Here is a 15,555-nt window from a genome sequence, read left to right on the forward strand (position 1 = left end):
GAGAGGCCCGAAGGTCCCCCTCTTTGGCCCGTAGGCATCATGCGGTATTAGCCATCGTTTCCAATGGTTATCCCCCACATCAGGGCAATTTCCTAGGCATTACTCACCCGTCCGCCGCTCGACGCCGTTATCGTCCCCCGAAGGTTCTGACAACTCGTTTCCGCTCGACTTGCATGTGTTAGGCCTGCCGCCAGCGTTCAATCTGAGCCATGATCAAACTCTTCAATTTAAGATTTTGTTCGGCTCAATGAATACTGAACATTACATAAAGTAATGTTTGAATTGACTGTGCTGAATCCGAAGATTCAATGGTCACTTCGTTTCATTGAAACCTAATTTGATACCGAGGTATCGAATTGGATTATCATCAACGAGTGCCCACACAGATTGATAGGTCTATATTGTTAAAGAGCTTGCTCTGCGAGAAGTTTTTCTCTCAAAGCGGAGGTGCATTCTAGCGAGATAATTGAAAGAGTCAAACACTTTTTTCAATTTATTTTCTCAGGAGCTTTTTACCTCTCCGACCCTGCTGAAGCCTTATCGCGTCTGCCGTGTCGGTGGATGCGCATTATAGGGAGTTGAGTTCCGAGCGCAACCCTTTTTTGAAAAAAAATGGATAAAACTAGCTGTTCGATGACTATTTCATCAAAAAAGCAAAAAAGAGGGTAAAAAACCCTCTTTTTCTGCCTGAAACGCGGAATTTAAATGAATGCGTACGCGTCTGCAAACATACGTTCACTCTTCGCTTTTTTATTCTGAGTGAATTGCTCACGTGCTGCGCCCGCCATTTCAAAACGACCAGCAATATAGATATCGTAGTTTTCTAGGCTTTCGAAATCATCACTCACGGCTTGTAGTACATTACCGACTTTCCCTTGCCAATCTGCTGGGGCTTCCTCAACAACCGGAACAAAGTGAACATTTGCGTATTTCTGTGCAAGTTCGAGCAATTCGTCTTTCGCATACAGCTGGCAATTATCACGAGCACCCCAGTATAAATAGATAGGGTTGGTTTTATTCTGCGCTACGCAATGATCCAGAATCGAACGTACGTAACTAAAACCTGTACCACCAGCGATCAATAACAGCGGGCGTTCACTGTCTTCTTGTACCCACGCATCACCGTGCGGCGCATCGATTTCAATATCATTACCCGTTTCTAACGCAGCTTTCATCGCTTCGACAACTTCGATGGCGTAAGCGTTGTGTTCAGCAGCCCCGATATGAAGTTCTAATTCGCCTTCATGTCGGCAAGGGCTGCTTGCAATCGAGAATGGGCGTTTGTCCTTTTCTCCCATCACAACCATCAGGTATTGGCCAGCTTTAAACGCAACTGGAGACTCAGGGTGCAGTAGAATTTGGTAAGTATTACAAGCTAACGGCTGAATAGACTTTACTTTACATTGGATGGTCATGGTGTTCCTCTCGCTTACTCATCAAAAGTAAGCACTAAATTACTTTCTGTATAGGCTTGGCAAGGGAATATCCAACCTTGCTGCTGCTCTTTATTGGTTAGCATGGGTTCGAGGTGATATGTCACCTCGCCCGATAGCTTTTTACACATGCACATGGCGCAAGCGCCAACTTGGCAACGATGTGGGAAGCGAATATTGTTGTTGAGCGCGGCTTCCAACACCGTTTCCCCTTCTTTAACCTCAAATGTTACGTCTATAGGCAGAAGGTGGACTTGATGACTCATAGAATACCTAACTGGTCCCAAATCTCATCGACTTTAGCCACAAGTTTAGGATCTTTTTTAATTGGCGTACCCCACTCACGCGTGACTTCAGATTCGAACTTGTTAGTCGCATCCAGTCCGAGTTTAGATGAACTTTCTGCCTTACCTGATACTCGAGTGGTATCTCTATCCGGATCCATACGAGTGGTCACCGCCCAAATGATGTCATTCCAATCTCGCGCATTGACGTCCTCATCACACAAGATAACGAACTTGTTGTCGGTGTATTGCGCGAAGAAGTCCCACAGGTATTCCATTAATGCTTGAGATTGGCCCGCTTGGTCTTTCTTCATCGTAACGACGGCAAAACGATTATTGGTTGTTGGCGGTAGATAGATATCAATAATCTCTGGACGCTGTTGTTTCAGTGATTCCAAATCGGCTTCTGTTATTACTTTACTGTCTTGCTCACTGATTTGGGGACGTGTTGCAAGTTCCGCATCCCATTTGATAGTCGCATCTAGTCCCATTTTGGAACCTAACCCCACCACTGGCGACGCAAAGTCGAGAGAATCGATTGGCGTGTTGTCTATCATCAAGGTATCGCGCACTGGATCCATATGTTCGGTCATCGCTTTGACGACGTCATTCCAGTCACGCGCATTTACCGACTCATCACACACAATCACAAACTTGGTGTACATGAACTGACGCAAGAAGGACCAAACCCCCATCATCACGCGTTTCGCATGACCTGGGTATTGCTTCTTCATGGTTACAACGGCCATGCGATACGAACAACCTTCTGGCGGTAGGTAGAAGTCTTCAATCTCAGGGAATTGCTTTTGCAGAATTGGCACGAATACTTCATTCAGTGCCACGCCTAATACCGCTGGCTCATCTGGCGGACGACCAGTATAGGTACTGTGATAAATTGGGTCTTTACGCATGGTGATGTGCGTAATGGTAAAGACGTGATGCTTTTCTTTTTCGTTATAGTAGCCAGTGTGATCGCCGTAAGGGCCTTCATCGGCAAACTCGTTCGGGTCGATGTACCCTTCCATGACGATTTCAGCACTTGCTGGGACTTCCAAATCGTTACTGATGGATTTGACCACTTCGGTTTTACTGCCACGCAGCAAACCAGCAAAGGCATATTCTGATAACGTATCCGGCACTGGCGTCACCGCACCAAGGATAGTGGCAGGGTCGGCACCAAACGCCACGGAAACTGGGAACGGCTTACCCGGGTTGATTTCCATCCAATCACGCAAATCTAACGCGCCACCACGGTGAGCTAGCCAACGCATGATGATTTTGTTTTTGGCGATTTTTTGTTGGCGGTAGATACCGAGGTTCTGGCGTTTTTTATTCGGCCCTTTGGTGACCGTCAAACCCCACGTTAATAATGGTGCTACGTCTTCCGCCCAACAACTCATCACCGGAATTTTATCCAAATCGACTTCGTCACCTTGCCATACAATGTCTTGGCATGGCGCTTTACGCAGTCGCTTGGCTGGCATATTCAACACTTGCTTGAATACTGGCAGTTTTTCCAATGCGTCTTTGAAGCCTTTTGGTGGCTCAGGTTCTTTTAAGTAAGCCAGCAGTTTGCCGACTTCGCGTAATTCTTTTACGTCTTCACGCCCCATACCTATCGCAACGCGCTCTGGCGTACCAAACAGGTTGGTCAGAACAGGAACGTTGTAGCCGATTGGATTTTCAAACAACAGCGCAGGGCCACCAGCACGTAAGGTGCGGTCGCTGATCTCTGTCATTTCGTAAGCGGGATCGACAGGGTGAGTAATGCGTTTAAGTCGACCTTTCTGTTCTAGATGGTCGATAAATTCGCGTAAATCCTTAAAACTCATAGGCCTTCATGCTGGCTGATTAAACTGTCCGCAGTATAACAAATAGGAGGACGCTAAGATCCTCCTATTTTGTGTGGGTATGTGAGCAGGGTTACTTTAATACTTGCTCGATCTGACGAGCCTTTACTTGGCGGTTACTTGAAATTAATTCTTCAAGCCATGTGTGGTGGCCTTGTTGAGCCAGTTGACGAGCGACCAGTGTCGCCTCTTCAGATAATGCCATTTTCGCAATAAGAAACTGTTTCACTTCCGGCGATAATGGATTGGATTTGGTGAGTAAGCGAATCGCGTGAGGTTTGAGGCTTGGGTTGATCGTGGCATTCATCAACTGCTGCAAAGAGAAAGCATCTCCTGTATCAGCTAAGCGCTTGAGTTCCTGTTGGCTATTGTAATCGGCGCGCATTCGCCATAGTAAATCGTACATAGCTTTGTCTTGGCTGACTTGCGCCATACGAACGACCACTGCTGTGGACGGTAGCCAACTGGTGACATTCGCTTGAGTTAACTGCGTCGTTAAGGCCTTTAACGCACTTGGCGATAAGCTATCTAGCTCACGAATGAGCAAGGATTCTCTTGTCTGAATTTGTTGAGACGTCCCCGTTAACCATTGCTGCAGGTTTAACTCTTTTCGTTCAGCTTGCAGCACAAAATCTAACGTGCTTTGGTCTTGCTTCCAACGCTTAATTAAACGACTCGCAATCGCTGGGTAATTGAATGCGGGTACACTGAATTCATAGCCATCGCCTCGCTCCAACATTTGATACGTTGGTGTCAAACGAACTTGCGATTCCACGAACAGTGCCATGCGCGGGGTAAGTATGATGTTTTGCTGTTCTAATTTTTCCAACAGGCGAAAACGCACCACCTCTTGCTGAGGAAAAGCGAGCCGATCGAGGGAAAATTTAAGCGAATCAACCTCATCTCTGACCACGTACTCAAGGAGTTCAGAAACTTTGGTTTGAATTTGAGTATCCTGAAGCCACTGTTCTACCACAGACTCCTGCATTTCCTTCGCAGAAACGGCCACGGGTAGAGTGAGCAGTGACAAGCTCAGGAGTAATGACGACAACATTCCTTGTTGCATGTTAACCTCCCGATAACATTTGTTCTCATTTTGCTGCTTCTATTGATAGAAAGCAATAAAAAAGCCACCATTTTTGTGGTGGCTTTTTCAAAATAAGAACTCAGTTATTACTGACGACGCATCGCATCGAAGAACTCATCATTCGTCTTCGTCATTGCCAGCTTATCGATTAAGAATTCCATTGCGTCGATTTCGCCCATTGGGTGAACGATCTTACGCAGAATCCACATCTTCTGTAGTTCGTCAGTCTTCGTCAGTAGCTCTTCACGACGTGTACCAGAGCGGTTGAAGTCAATCGCAGGGAATACACGCTTCTCAGCAATCTTACGGTTCAAGTGCAGTTCCATGTTACCTGTACCCTTGAACTCTTCGTAGATAACTTCATCCATTTTAGAACCAGTATCGACTAGTGCCGTTGCGATGATAGTTAGGCTGCCGCCTTCTTCTACGTTACGTGCCGCACCGAAGAAACGCTTAGGACGGTGCAATGCGTTTGCATCCACACCACCTGTTAGTACTTTACCTGATGAAGGCACTACGGTGTTGTAAGCACGAGCTAGACGAGTGATAGAGTCAAGCAGAATAACAACGTCTTTCTTGTGTTCAACAAGACGTTTTGCTTTCTCGATTACCATTTCTGCCACTTGTACGTGACGAGATGCTGGCTCATCGAAAGTCGACGCGACTACTTCACCTTTAACTAGACGCTGCATCTCTGTTACTTCTTCTGGACGTTCGTCGATAAGAAGTACCATCAACTCACACTCTGGATGGTTGTATGCGATGCTTTGAGCGATATTTTGCAGAAGCATTGTCTTACCCGCTTTTGGCGGAGCAACAATCAGACCACGTTGACCTTTACCGATAGGCGATGCCAAGTCTAAAACACGTGCTGTGATGTCTTCTGTAGAACCGTTACCACGCTCCATTACCATGCGTTCATTCGCATGCAGGGGGGTAAGGTTTTCAAATAGGATCTTGTTACGAGCGTTGTCTGGTTTGTCGTCGTTAACTGTATTGACTTTTAGAAGGGCAAAGTAGCGTTCACCGTCTTTTGGTGGGCGAATTTTACCAGCAATTGAGTCACCAGTACGTAGGTTAAAACGACGAATCTGACTTGGTGATACGTAGATGTCGTCCGGACCAGCAAGGTACGAACTGTCTGCACTGCGTAGGAAACCAAAGCCGTCTTGCAGAATTTCCAGAACCCCATCGCCAAAGATGTCTTCGCCGCCTTTAGCGTGCGCTTTTAAAATCGCGAAGATGATGTCTTGTTTTCTTAAGCGAGCTAGGTTCTCTAGTCCTAAGCTTTCGCCCAGTTTCACAAGGTCAGACACAGGTCTGTTCTTCAGTTCGGTAAGGTTCATGGTGGTGGATTCTTGTTTAGTCAAAATAAGATCTGTTTTCTAGTTAAGATGGATTTGGTCTCAGGATCGACCAAGAAGAGAAATTTGTTCAATTAACGCGCGATAAGTTAGCACTAATTAATATTCTAGTCCAGAGTTAGAAAAACAAAACCGCGCATTGTTACATTGCACGGTTTTATCTGTAATCACTTGGTGATTATAAGTTTGCGTCCAAGAACTCTTTAAGCTGAGTCTTAGACAAAGCACCAACTTTCGTTGCCGCTACGTTGCCGTCTTTGAATAACAGTAGCGTTGGAATACCGCGAATACCAAACTTAGGCGGCGTGCCTGCGTTATGGTCGATGTTTAGTTTACCGATAGTGAGTTTGCCTTCGTACTCTTCAGCGATTTCGTCCAGGATAGGAGCGATCATTTTACAAGGACCACACCATTCTGCCCAAAAATCTACGAGAACTGGGCCTGCAGCATTGATTACATCGTTTTCAAAACCGTCATCAGTTAGCTGCAAAATCTTATCACTCATCTTCCACTCCAATGTGTTTTTCGAAACTGGTTGGATGATAACCAGTAATTAGATGCCCTATTGGAATGTATTTACTTTCGTATTGCAAGCTTTAGCTGATATTCTATAGCCATGAAAAAGACGCATATCACAGAGCAAAAGTTCGCCGATTTGGGTTTACAGCCCCAAGTTACTGAAGGATTGGAAAAAAAAGGGTTCGAATATTGTACCCCTATCCAAGCCTTGGCGTTGCCGGTACTGCTCACCGGCCAAGACATCGCAGGCCAGGCCCAAACGGGCACTGGTAAAACGCTTGCGTTTTTAACTGCAACCTTCAACCACCTACTTACGACACCTGAGCACGAAGGCCGTCAACCAACGCAACCGCGCGCAATTATTATGGCGCCAACGCGTGAGCTAGCGATTCAGATCTTCAACGATGCTGAACCGCTGATTGCAAGCACAGGTCTAAAAGCAGCATTAGCTTACGGTGGCGAAAGCTACGATAAGCAACTTGCGAAGCTACAAGATGGCGTAGACATTCTTATCGGCACGACTGGCCGTATCATCGATTTCTACAAACAGCGCGTTTTCAACCTAAACAACATTCAAGCAGTTGTGTTAGATGAAGCCGACCGCATGTTCGATCTTGGCTTTATTAAAGACATTCGTTTCTTGTTCCGTCGTATGCCTGAGCCAAAAGAGCGTTTGAACATGTTGTTCTCTGCGACTTTGTCTTACCGCGTGCAAGAGTTGGCTTTCGAGCATATGCACAATCCTGAGCATGTTGTGGTTGAGCCAGCACAAAAAACCGGTCACCGTATCCAAGAAGAGCTGTTCTACCCATCTAATGAAGACAAGATGGCTCTACTTCAAACTCTGATTGAAGAAGAGTGGCCAGATCGCGCAATCGTGTTTGCGAACACCAAACATAAATGTGAGTCAGTTTGGGGCCACTTGGCGGCAGATGGTCACCGCGTTGGCCTATTAACAGGTGATGTTCCACAGAAGAAACGTGAAAAGATTCTTGAGCAATTCACTAAAGGCGATGTCGACATTCTTGTTGCGACTGACGTTGCAGCCCGTGGTCTACACATTCCTCAAGTAACGCACGTATTCAACTATGACTTGCCTGACGACTGTGAAGATTACGTACACCGCATTGGTCGTACGGGTCGTGCGGGCGCGAGCGGTCATTCAATCAGCTTTGCGTGTGAAGAATACGCAATCAACTTGCCTGCGATTGAAGAATACATCGAACACACCATTCCTGTGTCGGAATACGATGCATCAGCTCTGATTCAAGATCTGCCAGCGCCAATCCGCATGCGTGCGCCGCGCGTTCAGCAACGCCGCACCAACACCGGTGGTACTCGCTCTGGTAACCGTAAGCCTCAAGGACGCCGTCCTCGTCAGCCACGTCAATCAGCGCCGAAACAATCATAAAAGGAAACTGACGTCGTTTATGAGTCAAGCAGGATCATCACCGCTATACGCAGCCATCGACCTCGGGTCGAACAGTTTTCACATGCTCGTTGTGCGTCACATCGATGGCAGCGTTCAAACAATGGCTAAAATTAAGCGCAAAGTTCGTCTAGCGGCGGGCTTAGATGAACATAATTCTCTTAGTATGGAAGCTATGCAGCGAGGATGGGACTGCTTAAGTCTATTTGCGGAACGCTTGCAGGATATTCCTACACAAAACATTCGCATTGTCGGCACAGCGACTTTACGTACTGCCACCAATGTGGATGTATTTCTAGAGAAAGCGAACCAGATTCTGGGGCAGCCAATCGAAGTCATCTCTGGTGAAGAAGAAGCAGCCACTATCTATAAAGGTGTTGCCCACACGTCAGGTGGTAGTGGTCGTCGCCTTGTGGTTGATATTGGTGGCGCGAGCACTGAGCTGATTATTGGCGAAGGTTTTGAAGCGAAAGCCCTCACCAGCCTAAAAATGGGCTGCGTGACATGGTTGGAGAACTTCTTTAAAGATCGCCAACTGAATGCCCGTAACTTCGAAGCTGCGATTGAAGGCGCAAAGCAAACCATCAAGCCAATCTTAGAACAGTACACCGATCTTGGTTGGGATGTGTGCGTAGGTGCATCTGGTACCGTTCAGGCGCTACAAGAAATCATGCTGGCGCAGGGTATGGACGAAGTAATTACTCACTCCAAGCTTAAGCGTTTACAAAAGCAAGCCATGCTAGCCGATCATTTGGAAGAGCTCGACATCGAAGGTTTAACGCTTGAGCGTGCCTTGGTCTTCCCTAGCGGCCTGTCTATTCTTATCGCGATTTTCGAGTTACTTGAAATCGATGCGATGACACTCGCGGGCGGCGCACTGCGTGAAGGCTTGGTTTATGAAATGGTCGACGAGCTGCGTCAAAATGACATTCGTGCTCGCACCATTTGTAGCGTGCAAAGCCGTTATCAGCTTGATTGCCAATATGGTGAACAAGTGGCAACGCTGGCAGGTAAGCTTTTAGAGCAAGCCGGTGGCGATGAGTGGATTGCTGAGCCTCAAGGTATAGTTCTGCTCGAAACCACAGCAAAATTGCACGAAATTGGCCTAACCATCGACTTTAAAAAAGGCGGTGAACATAGTGCTTACTTACTGCAAAACCTCGATTTGCCAGGCTATACACGTGCGCAGAAGTTCTTTATTGGTGAAATTGCGCGCCGTTACCGCGAGCAGCTAAGCTCACTACCAGAGCAACATGCTATATCTGGAACAAGTGCCAAACGCGTGCTGCGCTTGCTGCGTCTTGCAGTTCTACTGACCCACCGCCGCAACCCAAGCTTAGAACCACAAGTCGAGCTATTGGCTGAAGGTGATAAACTGACGTTGAGCATTGATGCGAAATGGCTAGAAGCTAACCCGCTTACGGCTGCTGAGTTAGAAATAGAATCGAACCGTCAAACAGACATTGGTTGGCCATTAACGATTACCGCTTGCTAATGATTGTTATCGAGTAAAAAGGCTCCTTATGGAGCCTTTTTGTTATTTGGCATTCTAATGCACAGTGCTTGGAGCTTTAGAACACCCATGATCTTATTGCTCCTTGTGCTGTACAACGAGACTTGTACCCGTCCTTCAAATACAAAAAAGCCGCTGGATTCAGCGGCTTTTTGTTATTCACATTCAATCAGCGAGATTACGCCGCCGTACTCACTTTGAAGTCTGGGTTTACTGCGGTTAGCTTCTTAATCAGATAATTCAGTAATACACCGTACATTGGGACAAACAAGCCAAGGCTGATCACCAACTTGAAGCCGTAATCCACCAGCGCGATTTCCGTCCAATGCTCAGCCATAAATGGATCTGGACTTTGGTAGAATGCAATCGCAAAGAACGCGATGGTATCTAGCGCATTACCAAAGAGTGTCGAACACGTTGGAGCTACCCACCACTGCTTCATTTGGCGTAGACGGTTGAACACATGCACATCCATGATCTGACCAAGTAAGTAAGCCATGAAACTCGCAATCGCAATACGTGCGACAAACAGGTTAAATTCCCCTAGATGGCTAAATCCTTGGAACTGACCTTCAAAGAACACAACCGACAGGAAGTAAGACACCGCTAACGCAGGCAACATCACTAAGAAGATGATCTTACGCGCTAACTGAGCACCAAAAATACGAACAGTTAAGTCTGTCGCTAGGAAGATAAATGGGAAGGTAAATGCGCCCCAAGTGGTGTGCAGACCGAAGATAGTAAACGGTAGCTGAACCAGATAATTGCTGGATGCAATAATGACTAGATGGAATAAAACCAGATAGATAAGGGCGTTGCGCTGCTGCGCAGGGGTAAAGTTACTCATGCGATACCTTTTTAGTTTGGTTTGGGGGCGAGGGAACCCAAATCGAGCATTTTCATTAACGAAAACGACTCTTACCAACAATGTAAAATGAAAATTCAAATCGGCTTCACTCATTCCAAGCGAAGCGGTGGGCGATTATACATTAACCAATTGCGCTCGCAAGCGGTGCTTTTTGCGCAAACGTTTATCCGATAATTTCACCTTTACACCAAAGAATTGGGCGAAAAACGAAAAAGGGTGTTTCATGTGAAACACCCTATAAGAAAATGATTTAAAGAGTTGATAAGTTGAGTTTAGAAGCCGCGTTGAAATAATCCAGCAAGATAATCGAGCTCTTCCCTGCTCTCTTCAATGTTCAGCGCTTCAAACCAAATCGCTTCACTGTAATGCTCCGCTTTCATAAATAAGCGGCAACCTTCAAAATCGATCAGCCAAGAGTGGATATCCGCATCCCACTGTTTTTCGATTACCGTCGCAGAGAGTAACCCCACCAAACGCTCACCTAACGCCGGAAAGGTGTCTAAATCAAAACTTGGGGCTGCAATCAGCAAACGACCTTCTTCGGCAATGTATTCTGTTAGGCCAAATTCCTTCTGCATTTTAGTTCCTTATCCGTGGTGAGTGATGTGTTCTTGAATCAGATCCAAGAATGGATCGGCATATTTTTCTAATTTACGTTGACCTACCCCGCTCACCGCCAGCATTTCGCCATACGACGTTGGCAGAATCTCCGCCATATCAATCAAGGTCGCATCACTAAATACAACGTATGGTGGTAAGCCATCTTCATCGGCAATCGACTTACGCAGCTTGCGTAATTTCGCAAACAGCTTCTTATCGTAGTTTTTGCTGGTCAGTTTGTCCGACTTCGCAGCGCGTGCTGCGGTATCCAAACGAGGAACCGCGAGTTCGAGCGAAACATCCCCGCGCAATAATGGTCGAGCTTCCTCGGTCAATTGCAACGTCGAGTTTCGGGTGATGTTTTGAAACAGCAGCCCTTTGTGGATTAACTGGCGGAAGATACTCACCCAGTAATCATGGCTGTGATCGCGGCCAATGCCGTATGTAGAGATCTTATCGTGGCCATGTTCACGCACGCGGATATTTTGCATACCACGCAGCACCTCAACCACATACGTCATACCAAAGCTTTGGTTAACACGGTAAACACACGACAACGCTTTTCGCGCTTCTTCTGTCGCATCAAAATGTTTGGGTGGATCGAGGCAGATATCGCAGTTACCACAAGGCTTCTCGCGGTATTCACCAAAGTAGTTGAGCAGAACCTGACGACGACAGGTTTGCGCTTCTGCAAAGGCACTCATCGCATTAAGTTTATGGCTTTCTACTTGCTTTTGCGGTCCATCGTCTTTTTCATCCAGCATGCGGCGTAGCCAACTGATGTCTGCGGGGTCGTACAACATCATCGCTTCAGCAGGTAAACCATCTCGCCCTGCTCGTCCCGTTTCTTGGTAGTAGGATTCAATATTGCGCGGAATATCAAAGTGCACAACAAAACGGACGTTCGGCTTGTTGATGCCCATACCAAAGGCAACCGTCGCGACCACGATTTGAATGTCATCACGCTGAAACGCCTCTTGAACGTAAGCACGCTCATCAGCGTCCATCCCTGCATGATAGCCCGCCGCACGGATGTGGTTGTTGCACAACTTCTCCGTCACCATTTCGACTTTCTTACGGCTACCACAGTAAATGATGCCGCAATTGCCCTTTTGGGTGTCGAGATAACGAATGATCTGAGAAATCGGCTTATGCTTCTCGACCAGGTTGTAGCGAATATTCGGACGGTCAAAACTGCCTAAGTGGACATGAGGTTCATGCAAACGTAAGCGTTCAAGAATGTCGCGACGTGTAGCGTCATCCGCAGTGGCGGTGAGCGCCATAAATGGCACATGCGAAAAATGCTGCTTTAACTGACCCAGCGCGGCGTATTCGGGACGGAAATCGTGTCCCCACTGCGAGATACAGTGCGCTTCATCCACCGCAATCATCGCCAAAGGCAGATTTTCGAGTCGCTCGATGAAGTCACGCATCAACACGCGTTCTGGTGAGACGTAAACCAATTTGAGTTGACCGCTGTGCATGCGGTTATACACACTCAGCAGCTCTTCACGACTCATGGTGGAGTTCACACACTCTGCCGCAACGCCGTTAGCCTTGAGCTGATCGACCTGGTCTTTCATCAAAGAAATCAGCGGCGAAATCACCAAGGTGATGCCACTACGAACCAGCGCAGGTATCTGATAGCAAAGAGATTTGCCACCACCTGTCGGCATGATCACCAGACTGTCTTTGCCCTTGACCGCCGATTCGATGACCTCTTGCTGGCCATCACGAAACGTTTGATAACCGAAAACTTCCTCCAACACACGTTGAGGCGTTACAGGTGAGTCTGATTGTTCGGCTAACAAAGTTGAGGTCATGAAAAATCTCAGATTGGGTGATGTAGAAATGCTTTTGCATGCCACCAGCACACAAAGTGAGGGCACATTGTAATGGGGTTTCATGGCGAATAAAACCGCAAATTGTTAGGTGTTTCACACCACGGCTCGTATACTGATTTTCTGCTCTATAAACACACAATTAGGTGACACTTCATGACACCAGAAGAACAACAGCGCGCGCGGCAAGGTGTCCTGCTTGCGGTTGGCGCGTACACGATGTGGGGCATTGCGCCCATGTACTTTAAATCGATAGCACAAGTGTCTCCTCTCGAGATCCTAAGCCACCGAGTGATTTGGTCTTTCTTTTTGCTTGCCGCACTTCTTCATTTTGGCCGTCACTGGCGCTCGGTTTATCACATCGCCACAGATAAAAAGAAAATCGCGTATTTGCTTTCCAGTTCGGTATTGATTGGTGGCAACTGGCTGATCTTCATTTGGGCGGTTAACTCCAATCACATGCTGGATGCCAGCTTAGGTTATTACATCAACCCGCTGATCAACGTGCTGCTCGGCATGGTGTTCTTGGGCGAACGACTACGTAAGCTGCAATGGTTTGCTGTGGTATTGGCAGGATGCGGCGTTTTGGTACAGTTGATCGTCTTTGGTTCGGTGCCGATTGTAGCGATGGCGCTGGCGATGAGCTTCGGTTTTTACGGTTTGCTGCGTAAGAAAGTCGCGGTGGATGCTCAAACGGGTTTGTTTGTCGAAACTCTGATCTTATTACCTGCCGCCGCCGTTTATCTTCTGTTTATTGCCAGTTCGCCAACAGCAAACATGGTTGAAAACCCATGGCAGCTCAATACGTTGTTGATTGCAGCCGGTGTGGTGACGACCTTGCCATTGCTGTGCTTCACTGGTGCCGCGACTCGCCTCAAATTATCAACGCTCGGCTTTTTCCAGTACATCGGCCCTAGCCTGATGTTCTTGCTTGCAGTGTTAATTTACGGCGAGACCTTCACGATGGATAAAGCGATTACGTTCGCCTTTATTTGGGGAGCCCTTGTGGTATTTAGCTTCGATGGACTGCGCAACAATCGCCGTTCACGCCGAGCCATTCAGCCACAGTGATCGTTTTTTACAAGACAAGTTAACAATTGATGGATAAGCTTGGTCATTATGTGACCAAGCTTTTTTTGTATGTAATGGAACAGATTCAATACTACGCGACCGACCATGACCAACTGAGTCTGATCGAGGCGAAATACCACAAGTTTGCCTTTCAACGGCACTATCATTTGGATTTTCACCTCGGCTTGATCACGCATGGTGAGCAGAAGTTTCATTATCAAGGCTCTCATCACCAAGTCGGTCATGGGCAAATCGTTATTATGCCGCCCGATGAACTGCACGACGGCCAATCTAAGCTTGCCAGTGGCTATCAAGTGAATGTTTTTTCGATCGAACCACACTTACTTAGCGATCTGGCCGATCTTAAACAAAACGGTCAAATTATCCGCTTTAATGAGTTGATCATCTCCGATCCACAGATATTTTCACAACTTAGTAACTTGCACGGACTATTGAGGCGCGAAAATCTCAGTCAATTGACCAAAGATTGTCTTCCTTTTGAGGGATTTAACCAACTTTTTGATCGCTACGGATCGCTGGCAAGGCAAAAAGTCATTCCATTAGGTAAGCAATCTCTCAACACCTTAAAAGATTACTTAATGGCGAACCTCGACCAATCGGTACGGCTGGAGTCTCTTTCTGAGCTTTGCCAGCTAAGCCCAACTCAATTTCAACGCCATTTCAAAGCGCAAACCGGCATGACACCGTATGCGTGGTTTGCCCGTTTACGACTCGAGCAAGGGATGAAGCTGCTACAAGCAGGACAATGCGGTACTGAAGTCGCGCATCAAATTGGTTTTTACGATCAGGCGCATTTCAGCAAAGCCTTTAAGCAGACTTATGGCGTCTCTCCGTCTCAAGTCTCTCGATAGCAGCACGCTCATCTTAGGCTGTCAGTTTTTTACAAGCGCATGCCACAACAAGCCTCCACAATAGCTGCATTGGTAATCTTTGAGATGTGTTATGAATGAATCCACTATCCTGCTGACATTGGCCAGCATTCACCTTATTGCCTTAATGAGCCCAGGCCCAGACTTCGCATTAGTGGTGCAAAATGCCACGCGTCATGGTCGCCAGACGGGCTTATACATCGCTCTTGGCTTATCCGTTGGTATTTTGCTGCACTCGTTGTTCAGCCTGACAGGTGTGAGCTACCTTGTGCATCAACATCCTTTGCTGTATTCGGTATTACAACTGCTAGGTGGCAGTTACCTGCTTTACCTCGGTGTTGGGGCCCTGCGCGGCGTGATCGCTACGATCAAAAAACCAAAAACGGATCAACAAAATAAAACAAACAGCTTCGTGATCAGCAACAAGCGTCAGGCTTTTGCCAAAGGTTTTGCAACCAACATTCTCAACCCCAAAGCACTGGTTTTCTTCATCAGCTTGATGTCGAGCTTAGTGCCAGCCGGAATGTCGGTCTCAGGCAAAAGCATCGCGTTAGTTATCCTGTTCAGCTTGTCTCTGGTTTGGTTTTCTAGCTTGGCGTGGATGCTCTCAACGCAACGTTTACAACGTCGATTACAACAAGCAGGCATCTACATCGATGGCATCTGTGGTGTGGTGTTTACCCTCGTTGGCGGCAGTATCTTGGTGCAAACCATTAGCACATTAATCGGTTAACTCTCTGATTTAAAAGCGTCGCACACCCGACATTTATTAAAACGCTGACTCGACGATCTTCTCCATGGCTGCC

General features: G+C 47.0%; 14 protein-coding genes and 1 rRNA gene. 5 read left to right on the forward strand and 10 right to left on the reverse strand.

Annotated features, from left to right (window positions below):
• The 7 genes from UF05_RS05220 to trxA all read right to left on the reverse strand — a co-directional run.
• Window positions 1-229: ribosomal RNA gene (locus tag UF05_RS05220) — 16S ribosomal RNA — on the reverse strand; the annotation flags it as partial.
• 472 nt (window positions 230-701) lie between these two features.
• Window positions 702-1,415 carry an NAD(P)H-flavin reductase gene (fre, locus tag UF05_RS05225; protein WP_005459134.1) on the reverse strand — a complete coding sequence of 238 codons (714 nt, stop codon included), beginning with the start codon at window positions 1,413-1,415 and terminating at the stop codon, window positions 702-704.
• A gap of 14 nt (window positions 1,416-1,429) precedes the next feature.
• Entirely contained in the window at window positions 1,430-1,699 is a 270-nt protein-coding gene (locus UF05_RS05230) for a 2Fe-2S iron-sulfur cluster-binding protein (protein WP_005459133.1), read from the reverse strand.
• On the reverse strand, window positions 1,696-3,549 hold the full coding sequence (gene ubiD, locus UF05_RS05235) for a 4-hydroxy-3-polyprenylbenzoate decarboxylase (protein WP_045545792.1): 1,854 nt from the start codon (window positions 3,547-3,549) through the stop codon (window positions 1,696-1,698). Before ubiD ends, UF05_RS05230 begins: the two co-directional genes overlap by 4 nt.
• A 91-nt stretch (window positions 3,550-3,640) precedes the next feature.
• Window positions 3,641-4,633, reverse strand: a complete 993-nt coding sequence (locus UF05_RS05240) for a hypothetical protein (RefSeq protein WP_045545793.1) — start codon at window positions 4,631-4,633, stop codon at window positions 3,641-3,643.
• A gap of 107 nt (window positions 4,634-4,740) precedes the next feature.
• A complete protein-coding gene (rho, locus tag UF05_RS05245; protein WP_005378757.1) occupies window positions 4,741-6,000 on the reverse strand; it encodes a transcription termination factor Rho in 1,260 nt (419 codons plus the stop codon).
• Between the two features lie 196 nt (window positions 6,001-6,196).
• Window positions 6,197-6,523 (reverse strand): thioredoxin TrxA, encoded by a 327-nt coding sequence (trxA, locus tag UF05_RS05250; RefSeq protein ID WP_005458583.1) that lies wholly within the window; start codon window positions 6,521-6,523, stop codon window positions 6,197-6,199.
• 111 nt (window positions 6,524-6,634) lie between these two features.
• Here trxA and rhlB point away from each other — a divergent pair, with 111 nt between their 5' ends.
• Together rhlB and gppA are read left to right on the forward strand one after the other, a co-directional pair.
• On the forward strand, window positions 6,635-7,948 hold the full coding sequence (gene rhlB, locus UF05_RS05255) for an ATP-dependent RNA helicase RhlB (protein WP_005458582.1): 1,314 nt from the start codon (window positions 6,635-6,637) through the stop codon (window positions 7,946-7,948).
• 19 nt (window positions 7,949-7,967) lie between these two features.
• Window positions 7,968-9,461: a guanosine-5'-triphosphate,3'-diphosphate diphosphatase gene (gppA, locus tag UF05_RS05260; protein WP_020839844.1), complete on the forward strand. Its 1,494-nt coding sequence runs from the start codon at window positions 7,968-7,970 to the stop codon at window positions 9,459-9,461.
• A gap of 196 nt (window positions 9,462-9,657) precedes the next feature.
• Here the strand turns inward: gppA and UF05_RS05265 are convergent, their stop codons facing one another.
• From UF05_RS05265 to recQ, 3 genes are all read right to left on the reverse strand, one after another.
• Complete coding sequence (locus tag UF05_RS05265) at window positions 9,658-10,326, reverse strand: 7-cyano-7-deazaguanine/7-aminomethyl-7-deazaguanine transporter (protein ID WP_005497391.1); 669 nt, start codon at window positions 10,324-10,326, stop codon at window positions 9,658-9,660.
• A gap of 293 nt (window positions 10,327-10,619) precedes the next feature.
• The gene (locus UF05_RS05270; RefSeq protein WP_020839845.1) at window positions 10,620-10,925 is read right to left on the reverse strand and encodes a DUF3630 family protein; all 306 of its coding nucleotides are present in this window, start codon (window positions 10,923-10,925) and stop codon (window positions 10,620-10,622) included.
• A 9-nt stretch (window positions 10,926-10,934) separates the two neighbouring features.
• Complete coding sequence (gene recQ, locus UF05_RS05275; RefSeq protein WP_020839846.1) at window positions 10,935-12,770, reverse strand: ATP-dependent DNA helicase RecQ; 1,836 nt, start codon at window positions 12,768-12,770, stop codon at window positions 10,935-10,937.
• Window positions 12,771-12,944: 174 nt separating this feature from the next.
• Here recQ and rarD point away from each other — a divergent pair, with 174 nt between their 5' ends.
• From rarD to UF05_RS05290, 3 genes are all read left to right on the forward strand, one after another.
• Window positions 12,945-13,859 carry an EamA family transporter RarD gene (gene rarD, locus UF05_RS05280; RefSeq protein ID WP_020839847.1) on the forward strand — a complete coding sequence of 305 codons (915 nt, stop codon included), beginning with the start codon at window positions 12,945-12,947 and terminating at the stop codon, window positions 13,857-13,859.
• A 74-nt stretch (window positions 13,860-13,933) separates the two neighbouring features.
• A complete protein-coding gene (locus UF05_RS05285; protein ID WP_041170667.1) occupies window positions 13,934-14,731 on the forward strand; it encodes an AraC family transcriptional regulator in 798 nt (265 codons plus the stop codon).
• A gap of 91 nt (window positions 14,732-14,822) precedes the next feature.
• Window positions 14,823-15,482 (forward strand): LysE family translocator, encoded by a 660-nt coding sequence (locus UF05_RS05290; protein ID WP_020839849.1) that lies wholly within the window; start codon window positions 14,823-14,825, stop codon window positions 15,480-15,482.
• Window positions 15,483-15,555 lie beyond the last annotated feature (73 nt).

The sequence above is a fragment of the Vibrio sp. S457-15 genome, assembly GCF_000960545.1.
Lineage (GTDB): Bacteria > Pseudomonadota > Gammaproteobacteria > Enterobacterales > Vibrionaceae > Vibrio > Vibrio parahaemolyticus.